The organism is Paenibacillus amylolyticus, assembly GCF_036894225.1.
GTDB lineage: Bacteria > Bacillota > Bacilli > Paenibacillales > Paenibacillaceae > Paenibacillus > Paenibacillus amylolyticus.
Window position 1 is genome coordinate 1,181,835 of the sequence record NZ_CP145892.1, and the last position, 13,398, is coordinate 1,195,232.

12 protein-coding genes are annotated in these 13,398 nt (G+C 47.1%); 11 read left to right on the forward strand and 1 reads right to left on the reverse strand.

Annotated elements, in window-relative coordinates; genetic code table 11:
* Positions 1-38 precede the first annotated feature (38 nt).
* From V6668_RS05285 to V6668_RS05310, 6 genes are all read left to right on the forward strand, one after another.
* Positions 39-791: a hypothetical protein gene (locus V6668_RS05285; RefSeq protein ID WP_338707878.1), complete on the forward strand. Its 753-nt coding sequence runs from the start codon at positions 39-41 to the stop codon at positions 789-791.
* Between the two features lie 11 nt (positions 792-802).
* On the forward strand, positions 803-1,906 hold the full coding sequence (locus tag V6668_RS05290; protein ID WP_036606281.1) for a toxic anion resistance protein: 1,104 nt from the start codon (positions 803-805) through the stop codon (positions 1,904-1,906).
* Positions 1,907-2,046: 140 nt separating this feature from the next.
* Positions 2,047-2,613: a hypothetical protein gene (locus tag V6668_RS05295; RefSeq protein ID WP_149846317.1), complete on the forward strand. Its 567-nt coding sequence runs from the start codon at positions 2,047-2,049 to the stop codon at positions 2,611-2,613.
* 365 nt (positions 2,614-2,978) lie between these two features.
* The gene (locus tag V6668_RS05300; protein ID WP_338707879.1) at positions 2,979-4,787 is read left to right on the forward strand and encodes an ABC transporter ATP-binding protein; all 1,809 of its coding nucleotides are present in this window, start codon (positions 2,979-2,981) and stop codon (positions 4,785-4,787) included.
* Entirely contained in the window at positions 4,768-6,606 is a 1,839-nt protein-coding gene (locus V6668_RS05305; protein ID WP_074093724.1) for an ABC transporter ATP-binding protein, read from the forward strand. Before V6668_RS05300 ends, V6668_RS05305 begins: the two co-directional genes overlap by 20 nt.
* Positions 6,607-6,880: 274 nt before the next feature.
* Positions 6,881-7,216 (forward strand): hypothetical protein, encoded by a 336-nt coding sequence (locus V6668_RS05310; RefSeq protein ID WP_282319252.1) that lies wholly within the window; start codon positions 6,881-6,883, stop codon positions 7,214-7,216.
* Positions 7,217-7,318: 102 nt separating this feature from the next.
* Here the strand turns inward: V6668_RS05310 and V6668_RS05315 are convergent, their stop codons facing one another.
* Positions 7,319-8,923, reverse strand: a complete 1,605-nt coding sequence (locus tag V6668_RS05315; RefSeq protein WP_338707880.1) for a bifunctional UDP-sugar hydrolase/5'-nucleotidase — start codon at positions 8,921-8,923, stop codon at positions 7,319-7,321.
* A 258-nt stretch (positions 8,924-9,181) separates the two neighbouring features.
* Here V6668_RS05315 and V6668_RS05320 point away from each other — a divergent pair, with 258 nt between their 5' ends.
* The 5 genes from V6668_RS05320 (at position 9,182) to V6668_RS05340 (ending at position 13,392) form a co-directional block, all read left to right on the forward strand.
* Positions 9,182-10,186 carry a phosphate/phosphite/phosphonate ABC transporter substrate-binding protein gene (locus V6668_RS05320; RefSeq protein WP_422395242.1) on the forward strand — a complete coding sequence of 335 codons (1,005 nt, stop codon included), beginning with the start codon at positions 9,182-9,184 and terminating at the stop codon, positions 10,184-10,186.
* 177 nt (positions 10,187-10,363) lie between these two features.
* A complete protein-coding gene (gene phnC, locus V6668_RS05325; RefSeq protein WP_036606306.1) occupies positions 10,364-11,161 on the forward strand; it encodes a phosphonate ABC transporter ATP-binding protein in 798 nt (265 codons plus the stop codon).
* Positions 11,158-12,009 (forward strand): phosphonate ABC transporter, permease protein PhnE, encoded by an 852-nt coding sequence (gene phnE, locus V6668_RS05330; RefSeq protein ID WP_036672541.1) that lies wholly within the window; start codon positions 11,158-11,160, stop codon positions 12,007-12,009. Before phnC ends, phnE (V6668_RS05330) begins: the two co-directional genes overlap by 4 nt.
* Positions 12,006-12,812: a phosphonate ABC transporter, permease protein PhnE gene (gene phnE / locus V6668_RS05335; protein ID WP_127547295.1), complete on the forward strand. Its 807-nt coding sequence runs from the start codon at positions 12,006-12,008 to the stop codon at positions 12,810-12,812. The genes phnE (V6668_RS05330) and phnE (V6668_RS05335) overlap by 4 nt, the downstream gene beginning before the upstream one ends.
* A gap of 319 nt (positions 12,813-13,131) precedes the next feature.
* Positions 13,132-13,392: a hypothetical protein gene (locus V6668_RS05340; RefSeq protein WP_076253377.1), complete on the forward strand. Its 261-nt coding sequence runs from the start codon at positions 13,132-13,134 to the stop codon at positions 13,390-13,392.
* The last annotated feature ends 6 nt before the right edge of the window (positions 13,393-13,398 follow it).

Consider the following 13,398-nt stretch of genomic DNA (forward strand, 5'->3'; position numbering starts at 1 on the left):
TATGCACTGTATGTGTTGTTAAGGCAGGAGGACAAGTAATGTTACGGAAAACGAAGATAGGTATAGGCGCATTGGTCGGTTATGGTCTCGCGGCGATCTCGAGTCCCTTTCTACCGGATGTCATCACGTGGGCAATTCCGGCACTGGCAACTGTGGTCGGAGGATTGATTCCTTCACGTTCCACGTCACGTACACAGGTCCAGGGTTCGTCATCAGCCCCTGTACCCATTACAGATATCGGAAATGAACCATCCCGCTTGAATGGTGGACAAGCACCGAGCACAGTGCCAACAGGGGCACGAGAAGCTTCTCTGGCAGAGCCCCAACCGAGTTCCACTCCCGCACAGCATGCGGGCACAGAACAAGCGAAGCCTTCCCGGACTGAACCAGATCCTGTATTTGATCCAGTGATTGAATACCTGGAAGTTCTGGAGGACATGATCATCTCCGAAGGTCAGAAGAACGAGCTGGATAATGAGATCGTGGAGAAATCACTGGCGTTGTTTGCCCGTTTGCAGCGTGTGATCCCTTCCCTTCAGGAGTTAAATAACGGAGATATCAACCATACGGTGCGCAGACTTATTTTGAAAGACCTGAACGGTTTTATTAATCCATTTTTACGTTTAAGTGGAGAAGCCAAACGTAATAATCGGCGTATGCTGCTGAATGGTCTTCGAGACGTGGATTCCAAGATATCGGATATTGTATCAACGATTGAACATAAAGACTTAATGGAGCTCCAGAACAAAGCGGAACTAATACATCAACGGTATAACAGCTCTGAATTATAGGAGGGATTGGCATGGCAACGGAATGGGCTCAGTTGAAGCAGGAAGATGAGCAACGGATTAACCAGGAAGCAACACAGCTTATTCAGAAAGTGTCCCAAAGTGATCCGGCTCATCTGGATACCTTAATGGATGATATCGGCAAGTTGGGCGTGAAAACACAAGAGAGAGCAGGGCAGACTCTCAAGTTGCTTGATCGTCCAGTCAATGAACTGATGTCCGGGAATCGGGCAGAGGTATCAAACATGATCCTGAAGCTCCGTGATGAATGTGAGAGTTTGCAGCAGAGTAAAAATGTGAGTTTTGTCGGGAAGTTGTTACGTAAAAGCCCGTTGAAAAACTACGTATACCGTTATCAATCCGTTCGTACGAACATTGATGCCATCATTAACGGGTTGCGGGACGGCAAGGACAACCTGGAAGAAAGCATCGTGAACATGCGTCAATTGAAACGTTCTTCCATTCAGGAGATCTACAATCTGCAGACCAAAATCTCTTTTGGTAATCAATTGAAAGCATTGTTTGAAACTGAGATCGCAAAGCCCGAGAACGAGAATCGTAAAGCACATCTGGAGCGTGGGTTGCGCAAAGTGGTTACACGTACCCAATCCATGACAGAGATGATTATGCTGTACAATCAGGCGATCGCAGCTACCGACATCATTAATGATAACAATGACAAGTTGATTGATTCAGTGAATAATGCCATTGATAAAACAGCGAATCTGATCACCGTTTCGGCCATGATTGCTATGGCACTCAATGATCAGGAGAAGGTCATTTCTGCTGTGGAAGCGACGAATAAGACGATTGAAGATCAATTCAAGGAGAACGCCAGATTGTTGAAGACAACAACAGAGAAAACAAATGAACTGTTGTCCAAACCGGCGATGTCCCTTGAAGCCGTCAATCAGGCGATGGGTGATCTGATGTCTGCGCTGGATTTGTCCGAGCAGTCTAATCGCCGGATCATCGAGAGTTGTAATGACTATACCAACAAGATGACAACCCTTAACGCTAAAATGAGCGATCGACTGGGTCTGGAAGGGCCAAAAGCTGCTGCCATTCCGGAGAAAAATAAACCGGATTCCAGTGCATTAGGATCTTTCCTGGATTAGGGTAATAGGGCGAGACTCGCTGCATAAGCCAGGAGATTGCTAGATGTATATCTTTCTACGAGGGACGCCGAGTGCGTCTCTTTGTTTCATTTGATAGGATAAAGCTAAAATCTGGGGTTATACGAAGGAGCTTGCTGAACATGCTGGACTTTTCATTCGAGATTATTGATGAGACCAAGATTAATATTCAATACAAATATGGCAGTGAGTTCTTTAACTTTAACCTGTATTATGCAAACGGGGAGTGGACACTGCATCCATTTGACGGCATACTGATCCAAAACCGTGAAATGTGCAGTCTGATTGTATCTGAGCTGCTCCGTAACAAAGATTTTCATGTCATGCTGGCCAAAGAGAAAATCATTTTATCCCAACTACGTACGAGTGTTAATCTCCAGTCCAATGAGCCGGATGAATGGGTTGCAGATCGGAGAAACTCAGATTATTCCAGACATGATGATGAGTTGATGGATTACATAGGGAACCACAGTTTCGAAGACATATTACAGCTTGAGCGAGAACAGATTGAGGCCAGAGTGCAATTCTTCCAACAGATCATTCAGAGAATGTTTATGGAGGGGCTTGGACCGGAAGATGCTGATTTTATCAAAGTTCAGGCCGTGATTCGGATATATAAAGAGACATACGATCGCCTGGGAGAGTTGAATGATGACTACCGGGGTGATCGTGGACGCAGAAGATGGTAGTGAACATCTCGCTTGGTATGTAAACAGATAACTATATTTCTGCAAAGTTAGGCAGATGACCTGAGTGTAGATATGCATTTCTTTTGATCTGAAATATGTCTGTGAGCGGGCGAGCTGTAAGCACTTAACTAGTGTGGGGAAGGGAGACCTTCCTTTTTTTACTGCCAAAATGAAGAGAAGTTTATTGTATTGGGAAAAGTAGGGTAATAAGAATAGAAGCGGCATTGTAAAATACGCTATAATAACCATATGTGTACATAGAAATGATTACATATTGGACGCTGTGGAGAAAACAACATGTCTAATGGAGGCTCTGAGCTGGAACGTGTTATCGGTTTAGGGTGCTCCGAGCCGGAGGAATGCTTATGATCAAGCTGTTGTACTACTTGAAGAAGTACCGAGTTGCCGCGATTGCAGCCCTGGTCATGATGTTAATTGAGCTTGCGGTGGAGCTGGCTCAGCCTTATCTGATCTCCAAGATCATTGATAACGGGATTCAGCAGGGAGACCTTTCTGTCGTCTGGTTGTGGGGCGGTGTGCTGGTTGGCAGTGCTGTTGTGGCTTTTGCTGCCGGAATTGCGAGTTCGTTCTTTGCATCCCATGCAAGTCTGGGGTTCGGATACGATCTGCGGGAGAAGTTGTATGAGAAAGTGCAAACGTTCTCTTATGCCGTCTTTAACCGGTTCGCGACGTCGTCCCTGATTACCCGATTAACGGGGGACGTGACCCAGGTTCAGGACACCGTCTTCATGAGTCTGCGATTCATGACACGTGTGCCCCTGGTGGTGATTGGTAGCATGATTATGGCAGTAATCGTGAACCCGAGGTTGGGTCTGCTGCTGGTTGTCATGGTGCCTGTACTGCTCATTGTTGTAGTGTGGATGATCAAAAAGGCAGCGCTGCTGTTCCGCAATGTGCAGCGCAGACTGGATGCCGTCAATGGAGTCATCCAGGAGAATCTGACAGGCATTCGGCTGATCCGTGTCTTCGTACGGATGAGCCATGAGATCGAACGCTTTGCCGGATTCAGCGGCAAGCTGATGAAAGGCACAATTTCCGCGCTGCGCTTGACGGAGACCACGATGCCGTTCATGCTGCTGATGATGAACGTTTGTATCATCGCCGTGTTATGGTTTGGACGAGTCGACATTGCCTCCGGTAATGCAACCGTGGGTGAAGTGGTCGCGGTGATTAACTATCTGCTTCGCACAATTGGTGCCATGTCTGCGTTGTCATGGATTCTGGTAACCTTCTCCAGAGCAAGCGCTTCGGCGCAAAGGCTGAATGAAGTGTTTAATACGGAGGACACGTCGGAGACTGAACAGAATAAGGCAGAATCAACGTCTGCACCATCTGCTGGATCTATGAAATCTTCGCATTTTCCGCAATCTGTATTCCCGGCGAAGAAACAGCGCGCTGTTCAGGGAGCGGTCGAATTCCGCAGTGTAGGCTTCAGTTATCCGAATAGTGAAATTACAGTACTGGATAACATCACATTTACGGCAAAAGCGGGGGAGCGTATTGCCATTATGGGAGCAACAGGCTCAGGCAAATCCTCGCTGGTACAGCTTATTCCGCGTTTATACACAGAGGTTCAAGGAAAGGTACGGATTGATGGTGCCGATGCATCAGAGCTGGATCTGTCCATGCTGCGTGGTGCGATTGGTTATGTGCCTCAGGAGGTTGTCCTGTTTACCGGTTCCATCCGGGAGAATATTGCCTGGGGTCAGGAAGATGCTACCTTGGATGAGATCGTGGAAGCCGCGAAGCGCGCGCAGATCCATGAAACAATTGAGAATTTACCAAACGGTTATGATACATTGCTGGGTCAACGGGGAGTGAATTTCTCCGGTGGACAAAAGCAGCGACTTTCCATTGCACGAGCACTGGTACGTAGACCAAGAATTTTGATTCTGGACGATAGCACAAGTGCGCTGGATGTGGCTACAGAAGGCAGACTGCTCGATGCGCTGGAGGAATTGTCGTGTACCACGTTTATCATCACCCAGAAGATCAGTTCAACCACTTCGGCGGACCTGATTCTGCTGCTTGATGATGGACAACTCATTGGGCAAGGAAAACATGAAGACCTGATGGAGTCGTCAGAGCTGTATCGTCGAATCCATGAATCACAATACGGGGAGGGTGCACAGCATGTTCAAAGCATTCATTGAGCCTTTCCGTCAGCCGCCACCGCCGATTGATCCGGAGACGTTACGATCAGGCGGTGGTCGCAAACCCAAGGCACGGGCGAAGAACTGGTCCGGTACATTAGGTCGTATCTGGACCTATCTGGCACGGCGCAAGGTTAAGCTGTCCATGGTACTGTTGATGGTGTTTGCCAGTTCCGCACTCGCTTTGCTTGGCCCATACATGGTAGGGGTGGCCGTGGATGATTTCATCGCGGGCGAAGCCGGGGCAAGCTGGACTCGGTTTCTGATTGGATTAACCGCAGTGTATGTCTTGTTCTCTCTTACATCCTGGTTACAAAATATATGGATGATCGAAATTGCACAGGAAACCGTGTTCCGCATGCGGTATGATCTGTTCTCCCATCTGCACAAATTACCGATTCCATTCTTCGGTAAACGCCAGCAGGGGGAGATTATGAGCCGGGTGACCAATGATATCGAGAATGTCAGCGGTACGTTGAACAGCTCGGCGATCCAGATTTTTTCGAGTGTATTAACACTGCTCGGAACGTTTGGGGTTATGCTCTGGCTCAGTCCGCTACTGACCCTGCTTACCTTTATCGTTGTGCCTTTGATGGCCATCGGCATGCGTTGGATTACGCGCAGAACGGGACCGCTCTTCAAGGAGCGGCAACGGAATCTGGGTGAACTCAACGGTTATATCGAAGAGACGTTATCCGGGCAGCGGATCATTAAGGCATTCTCCCAAGAGGAGCGGGTGATTCGCGGTTTTGAGGAACGAAATACCCGCATCCGGATTTCCGGTTTCTGGGCACAGACGATCTCTGGTTTTATCCCGAAACTGATGAATGGATTGAACAACCTGAGCTTTGCGATTGTGGCGGGCATCGGTGGTATTCTGGCGATTCAGGGTTCCGTTACGGTTGGGGTGATTATTATCTTTGTGGAATATGCCCGTCAATTCACTCGTCCGCTGAATGATCTGGCGAACCAGTGGAATACGTTATTGTCCGCGATTGCGGGGGCTGAGCGCGTATTCGAGGTGCTGGACGAAGATGAGGAAGCGAAGGATGAAGGGGCAGCGATATCTCTGGACAAGGTAGAGGGAGCCGTTCGTTTCGACAAAGTATCCTTTGGATACGATGAAGGACGTAACATTTTGCATGAGATCAGCTTTGAAGCCAAACCGGGGGAGATGATTGCCCTTGTGGGTCCGACCGGAGCGGGGAAAACAACATTAATTCAGCTGTTATCCCGTTTCTATGATCCAACAGGTGGCACATTAACGGTAGATGGTCGCGATATGACCACCATTCGGCGTGAGAATCTGCGGTCACATATGGCATTTGTACTACAAGATTCATTTCTGTTTCAGGGCACAATTCGGGAAAATATTCGGTTTGGCCGTCTGGACGCAACGGATGAAGAAGTGGAAGCAGCCTCCCGGCTGGCGAATGCCCATTCCTTCATTGTGCGAATGAAGGATGGATACGACAAAGTGCTCCAGGCCGACGGTAGCGGCATTAGTCAGGGGCAGAAGCAATTACTCGCCATTGCCCGGGCAATCTTGGCAGATCCATCCATACTTGTACTGGACGAAGCGACGAGCAGTATTGATACTGTTACGGAGATTAAAATCCAGGAAGGGTTGCAACGCCTGATGCAAGGCCGTACCAGCTTTGTCATTGCCCACAGGCTGAACACGATCCGTCAGGCAGACCGAATTCTGGTGCTGAAGGATGGGCAGCTACTAGAGCAAGGCTCGCATGATGCATTGCTGGAACAAGGCGGTTTCTACAGCGAGCTGTATTACAGTCAGCTGCGTAAAAAGGCGCAATAGTCATTTTGGATAATATGGGACATGTATTAGAAAACTTGTAGGTATGTAAAATGAGCAGGGATGAGGGCACGATGCTCCTCACTTCTGCTCTTTTTGCATATTTTATTGAATAAACGTGGGAAATGGAACTGTGATTGTATGTTAAAATAAGGATATATTGGAATAGGTCCGTTTTTGGACGGTTGCCAGCGGTTTTGAAGCATGAGAATGAATTTTTACACGTATGCCTGTAGTCAGTCATGTGATGCATTAAAAGAGAGGAGGGCAATGCGGAATGGAATTCAAATTTGGGAATGTTGCTATTCTTCTACCCCCTGTTCACATTATTATTATCGCAATCATTATTATTTTCATTCTAGTAAGGTGGAGCAAGCAGTTAGAAACAAGACGTTTTACGGTTTTCTTTTACTTTTTAATTAGTACGTTCATTACGCCAATTTATTCTCAAAGTACAACAAATGGTGTCTTTGAGCTATGGATCCCCGCAGGGTTTATTTTGGTTTTCTTTTATTTGATTCGTAGCGAAAGATATCATCCATCTAAAATGAAAGCGAGTATCTTAGGATTTTCAATAGCATTATATCAGTTAATCCTTCAATATGTCGGATGAAGGGACAGGACAGGATAGGATAGGATAATTCAACAAGAACAAGTAAGCAATAGGTTGAAAACAAAAGAGCAGATCCTGATCACAGGACCTGCTCTTTCTCATTTAACTTCCGATAACTTTCCAGTTATTAGCCTGCTCCACCGTTAACGGCTGGTGTCTGCGGATGTAATCTTCCACCAGTGCGGCCATGTCCGTGGCACCTTCGTGTAGTACCTTTTTGCCCGGATACATTGCATAATCCCCGCCGCCAGCAGCGCGGTAGCTGTTCATCACCACAGAGTACATGCCATTCATGTCCATTGGCTTGCCTTCATGTTCCAACTTCACAACTCGACTGCCAACAGGTTGGGAGATATCTAGCTCGTATTCCATGCCAGCCCACATATCGTAATTATAATGTTGAGGTTTGGGTTCCATATAAGCCGGATTAACTGCCACCTCACCAGAAGTATTCACTTCAAAGTAACGTGCCGTTTGTTCCAGTGCCTCCCGGATATCCTGACCACTCAACTCCAGCACCGTCAGAGTATTAGGATAGATGAAGTTGGATAACACGTCCCGAACGGTGATGTGACTCCCGAAACCGCGAGCTTCTTCACTCAGCATGGCGGTATTGGAGAGCTGCGCTCCAGTCGCTTCCATCTGCACTTGATGTACAAAAGCAATGAATGGATGTGCCTTGAGTCGCAGAGCCGTAGCATTGGTGATGGATAAATCCCCAGCCACCTCGCCAATGGGTTGATCAAGCCATGATTGTGCCTCAGTTTCCAGCTCTTCCGTCAGTTTCATGACGGTTGCATCAGGTTCAACCTCATGATGTTCATCCAGAAGTAACAACCGAGCCTGCTTATCTGTAATCTGCCACTTGCCGCCCGATGATTGTTCCAACTGAAGGGATACATGCCCCGCACCATTTCCACTGAAGCCTGTCTGAATGACGGTTACACCATGAATATTAGCGGTAAACTGACGATGCTGATGTCCGGTAAGCAACACATCGATGCCTTCGATGTCCCGACAGATGGCATAGCCTTGATTTTCCCCAGTTAACCGTTCGGTGGGCTCGCCTGTCTCCAGATCACTCTCAAATCCGCCGTGATAACTGACAACCATTACATCTGGTTGTTCATGCTCATGGATATAGCTAACCCATGCACGAATAGTTTCCAAGGCATCAAGGAACCGTAACCCCTCAATATTTTTCGGGTGCTCCCAGTTCGGTATGTAGTGCGTAGTTGCGCCCAAGAGGGCTACTTTGACACCCGTAGATAAGGTTTTGATTAGATACGGAGGACCGAAGGCAGGTACGTCTGGTTGCTCATCTTTTACAATATTGGCAGACAGCCAAGGGAAATTGGAAGCTTCAACTGCTCCGCGCAACAGACTCTGACCATAGTTAAACTCGTGATTGCCCATCACCGCAGCATCATAACCGAGTTCATTCAGTACCGTTATGAATGGATGCACCTCGTTTTTGGAAACCTGTGAAGCTGCATAGGAGGCCAAGGGTGATCCTTGCAGCAGATCCCCGTTATCCACCAGCATCAATTCAGGTGAACGTTCACGTTCCTTACGAATCAGGGAAGCCAGCAGGGCAAGCCCAGCTGGGCGGTAGGCATTGGTATTGTAATGAATGGGACGGATCGCCCCGTGCAGATCACTGGTATACAGAATATCGAAGCTTGCCGTATGGTTTGTGGATGTCATTTTACAATCTCCTCTAATATATAAGTTCAGATATATGGAATTACTATAAAACGGAGAAGAATGAATAGCTTGAAGAACCGAAGTATGCGCCGTTATCTCCGATGTTCTTCTTATATCTTCAACCATAATGAGCCTATTCTAACAGATACAAGTCGCGCTGACAGCCTGACAGGAAACTTTACAAAACTCCAAATTTCGTTTCACATCGCGCTAATATTTGGCAACTATAGTAGATAAGTACTGAAAAATAGAAACTCTTTGGAGGGTGTTCGTTTGAAGAAGTCTGCTTTATTTTTACCATTGTTGATTTTGGTTCTGTTTCTGAGTGCTTGTGGGTCTAGCAGTAGTACAGCAGGTTCGGCTAACGGGGATAATTCGAGTTCGAATGCATCCGGTACGTCTACGGCAGAGACAGAGAAAGAGAAAGCTGTCGAAGGTTATGTGCCAACTGAACTGACGGTTCAATTTGTTCCTTCCCAGAACGCAGATACGCTTGAAGCCAAAGCGAAACCGCTGGAGAAGTTGCTTGGTGACAAACTGGGCATTCCGGTAAAAGTCAGCGTATCCACGGACTACAACACAATTATTGAAGCAATGGCGTCCAACAAAGTAGACGTAGGTTTCTTGCCTCCGACAGCTTATGTACTGGCTAAAGAAAAAGGCGCTGCGCAGGTTATCTTGCAAGCACAACGTTTCGGTGTAAATGATGAGACAGGTGCTCCAACCGAAGAGTTGGCGGATTCCTATAAATCCATGTTCATTGTAAAAAAAGACTCTCCGATTCAATCCATCGAGGACCTTAAAGGTAAAAAAGTGGCTTACCAAAACGTAACGTCTTCCGCAGGTTATGTATGGCCAGCAGGTCTGTTGCTGGACAGGGGCATTGATCCATTAAAAGATGTAACACCTGTAACGTTGAAAGGTCATGACCAAGGTGTTATCGCTGTATTAAACGGTGACGTTGATGCAGCAGCTATTTTCCAAGATGCCCGCAACACGGTAGCTAAAGACTATCCGACTGTATTTGAAGATACACGTGTACTGGCGTTCACTGAGCCTATTCCTAACGATACCATTGCCGTTCGTACAGACATGAATGCAGATTGGACTGCGAAGATCAAACAAGCCTTCATCGATATCGGTAAAGATACTGAAGGTCACCAGATCATCAAAGAAATCTATACGCATGAAGGTTATGTAGAGTCCGATGATAGCAAGTTTGAGATCGTTCGTCAGTATGGCGAAAAAGTGAAAGGTGAATAATTTTGATCCGAAAGTAGTTCGGGATCTGTTCACTTTGTAGTAGCTTTCTTGGATGGGAACAGCTTAATCGTAGCAATGGACAGGCCAGTTCAGCGTGATCTACGCTGCGCTGGCTTGTGCCATTATAGCAAGGACTCATGTATGGTTGATCATTATGAATGAAAGAAGGATATTGTCATGATTGAGCTTCATAACGTTACCAAAACTTACGCTAACGGCACCAAGGGCCTGGATAATATTAATCTGAAATTTGAGCAGGGTGAATTCATTGCTGTAGTGGGTCTGTCCGGTGCGGGTAAATCAACGCTCTTACGCTCCATTAACCGACTGCACGACATTAGTGAGGGAGAGATTCTGATTAACGGAAGCTCCATCACGAAGGCACAAGGCAAACGTTTACGTATGATCAGACGTGACATCGGCATGATTTTCCAGAGTTTCAATCTGGTGAAACGGTCCAGTGTACTACGTAACGTACTCGCTGGACGGGTTGGATATCATTCCACTATGCGCACCATTATGGGTCGTTTTCCAAAAGAGGATATTGAACTGGCGTTCACTGCGCTGGATCGCGTGAATATTTCGGAGAAAGCTTATTCCCGTGCAGATCAGTTGTCTGGTGGACAGCAACAGCGTGTCGCTATTGCTCGTGTACTGGCACAGGAAGCAAAAATCATTCTGGCCGACGAACCGGTTGCTTCACTTGACCCGCTTACAACAAAACAGGTCATGGATGACCTGAAACGCATCAATCAAGACCTTGGGATTACGACGATCGTCAATCTTCACTTTATTGATCTGGCGAGAGAGTATGCGACCCGTATTGTCGGATTGCGAGCAGGTGAGGTGGTCTTCGACGGCCCGGTAGAAGAGGCAACGGATGAGCGCTTTGCAGAAATTTACGGCAGACCAATTCTGGCTGACGAATTGTTGGACAAGCAGGCTGTGCATGAGCAGGGAGAAGTTGTGGTATGAAGGGGCAGTCCAACGTGCCACTTCAGAATTCAGGCGGAGTGGGGAAGGAACCTGGTTCCAGCCCGGCTCAGGTTGTGAATCGCCCAAAACCGCCTGGGCGTACGAAACATTTGCTCACCTTAGTGATCATTCTGCTCCTTCTGTGGGCCAGTGCCAAGCAGACGGATGCCAGCTTCACGGAGTTGTTTGAAGGTTTTCCCAACATGCTGGATCTGCTTAAGGAGATGTTCCCGCCCCGGTGGAGTTACTTTGATAATATTGTGCAAGGCATGCTTGAAACGATTCGAATGGCCCTGATTGGGACAACCATTGGTGCGATTATTGCGATTCCAGTCTCGATTATCTGTGCCGGTAACCTGATGCCAAGTCGCTGGATCTACTATCCGGCGCGCTTTCTGCTGAACCTGATTCGGACCGTGCCGGATCTGCTGCTTGCTGCTTTGTTCGTTGCTGTGTTTGGTCTGGGACCTATTCCCGGAATCTTGGCACTGGCTGTGTTCTCGATAGGTCTGATCGCGAAGCTGACGTATGAGACGCTGGAAACCATTGATCAGGGGCCGCTGGAAGCGATGACGGCTGTTGGTATGAACCGAATTCAGCTCATTGTATATGGCGTGGTGCCGCAACTGGCTGCCCAGTTCACATCCTATGTGCTGTATGCCTTCGAAATTAATATACGTGCTGCTGCCATTCTGGGACTGGTGGGAGCCGGAGGGATTGGACTCTACTATGAGGCCACACTTGGGTTCCTGGAGTATGACAAGACCAGCGTAATCATTCTGTTTACCCTCGTCATCGTTCTGGTCATTGATTATGTAAGTACTAAGCTGCGGGAGAAATTGCTATGATGAAAAATGAAATAAGCCGCATCCGGCCTAAACCACGGAAGAACCCGCTACGCTGGGTCATTGTGTTACTGTTAATCCTTGTGTATGTCTGGGCGCTTGCCGGTGTACCGTTTACTGGTTTCAAGGAAACTGCCGCTCAGATTATGAAAGCCATTGTAGCCGGAATTTTCTCACCGGACTGGGAGTTTGTATATTTGCCTGAGGGAGAAGACCTGCTGCGCGGACTGCTAGACACGTTGGCAATCTCCGTACTAGGTACTGTAATCTCGGCCGTGCTCTGTATTCCATTTGCCTTCTGGTCTGCCCGTAACATGAGTGGGCATCGTTCCATCTCGGGTGCAGGCAAAATGGTACTCAGCTTTATTCGCACGTTCCCTGAGATTATCATGGCCTTGTTGTTCATCAAGGCAGTAGGCCCCGGATCGTTCGCAGGGGTACTCGCCCTTGGGTTGCACTCCATCGGCATGTTAGGCAAGTTGTACGCAGATGAAGTTGAAAATATCGACTATGGCCCATCTGAGGCGCTGCTTGCCTCCGGAGCCAATCGTATGCAGCAGTTGTGGTTTGCCATCCTGCCGCAGGTTATGCCTGGATTCCTAAACTATACATTGTATCGGTTCGAGATCAATGTACGTTCCGCGACCATACTGGGGGTAATCGGAGCAGGGGGGATTGGTACACCACTGATCTTTGCATTGAGCACCCGGAACTGGCCGCGAGTAGGTATAATCCTGCTGGGTATAATCGTGATGATCACGATTATCGACTTGATCTCGGGTTATATTCGTAAGAAGCTGGTGTAGCGTTAATGTGGCGTTATGAATATATTAGATGATAAATTATGATAAGTTGATAGCGTAAGAAGAGAGGGCTATTCGGTGCCAGAATATTGGCAGGGGATAGTCTTTTTTGGTGTCTGTAAATAAACATCGGTGCATTCTTGTTGCTCAGCTAACCGTTGAGGAATAAGAGTGTTCCAAGAATATGCATCACAATGATTGAGTTATTTTCCAAATCCATGTAATATTAATAGGTTTCTATATAAAGGGAATTAAGGATATTAATCAATACTCCTCTTAGATACCCATACAAGAAATGAGTTTTTCGAAAGGAAGGTGACCTATGGAAATATTTTATTTTATATGGATTGTATTTATGGTATTGATATTGCTGTACAGAATGATCTTTCAGAAGTTTAAAAAACATAACAGAGAAAATATTGGACTCAGTGCAATCCTGATCATTTTCACGGGAAGCAGTTATACGTTTACACAGATGAACTTGATTTTTGTCATTAGTGTCATCGCCGTGGCCGTTTATTGTGCTGTATGGAACAGCATTCTATTTGTTAGAAATGGATATGAGCCAGAACGTTTGAAATGAACCACC

Excerpts from the sequence above, each read along its gene's own strand:
- phnE (WP_036672541.1), top strand. The coding sequence starts at position 11,158 with ATGAAGGGGCAGTCCAACGTGCCACTTCAGAATTCAGGCGGAGTGGGG.
- V6668_RS05310 (WP_282319252.1), top strand. The coding sequence starts at position 6,881 with ATGGAATTCAAATTTGGGAATGTTGCTATTCTTCTACCCCCTGTTCAC.
- V6668_RS05300 (WP_338707879.1), top strand. The coding sequence starts at position 2,979 with ATGATCAAGCTGTTGTACTACTTGAAGAAGTACCGAGTTGCCGCGATT.
- V6668_RS05285 (WP_338707878.1), top strand. The coding sequence starts at position 39 with ATGTTACGGAAAACGAAGATAGGTATAGGCGCATTGGTCGGTTATGGT.
- V6668_RS05340 (WP_076253377.1), top strand. The coding sequence starts at position 13,132 with ATGGAAATATTTTATTTTATATGGATTGTATTTATGGTATTGATATTG.
- phnE (WP_127547295.1), top strand. The coding sequence starts at position 12,006 with ATGATGAAAAATGAAATAAGCCGCATCCGGCCTAAACCACGGAAGAAC.
- V6668_RS05315 (WP_338707880.1), bottom strand. The coding sequence starts at position 8,923 with ATGACATCCACAAACCATACGGCAAGCTTCGATATTCTGTATACCAGT.
- V6668_RS05290 (WP_036606281.1), top strand. The coding sequence starts at position 803 with ATGGCAACGGAATGGGCTCAGTTGAAGCAGGAAGATGAGCAACGGATT.
- V6668_RS05295 (WP_149846317.1), top strand. The coding sequence starts at position 2,047 with ATGCTGGACTTTTCATTCGAGATTATTGATGAGACCAAGATTAATATT.
- V6668_RS05305 (WP_074093724.1), top strand. The coding sequence starts at position 4,768 with ATGTTCAAAGCATTCATTGAGCCTTTCCGTCAGCCGCCACCGCCGATT.
- phnC (WP_036606306.1), top strand. The coding sequence starts at position 10,364 with ATGATTGAGCTTCATAACGTTACCAAAACTTACGCTAACGGCACCAAG.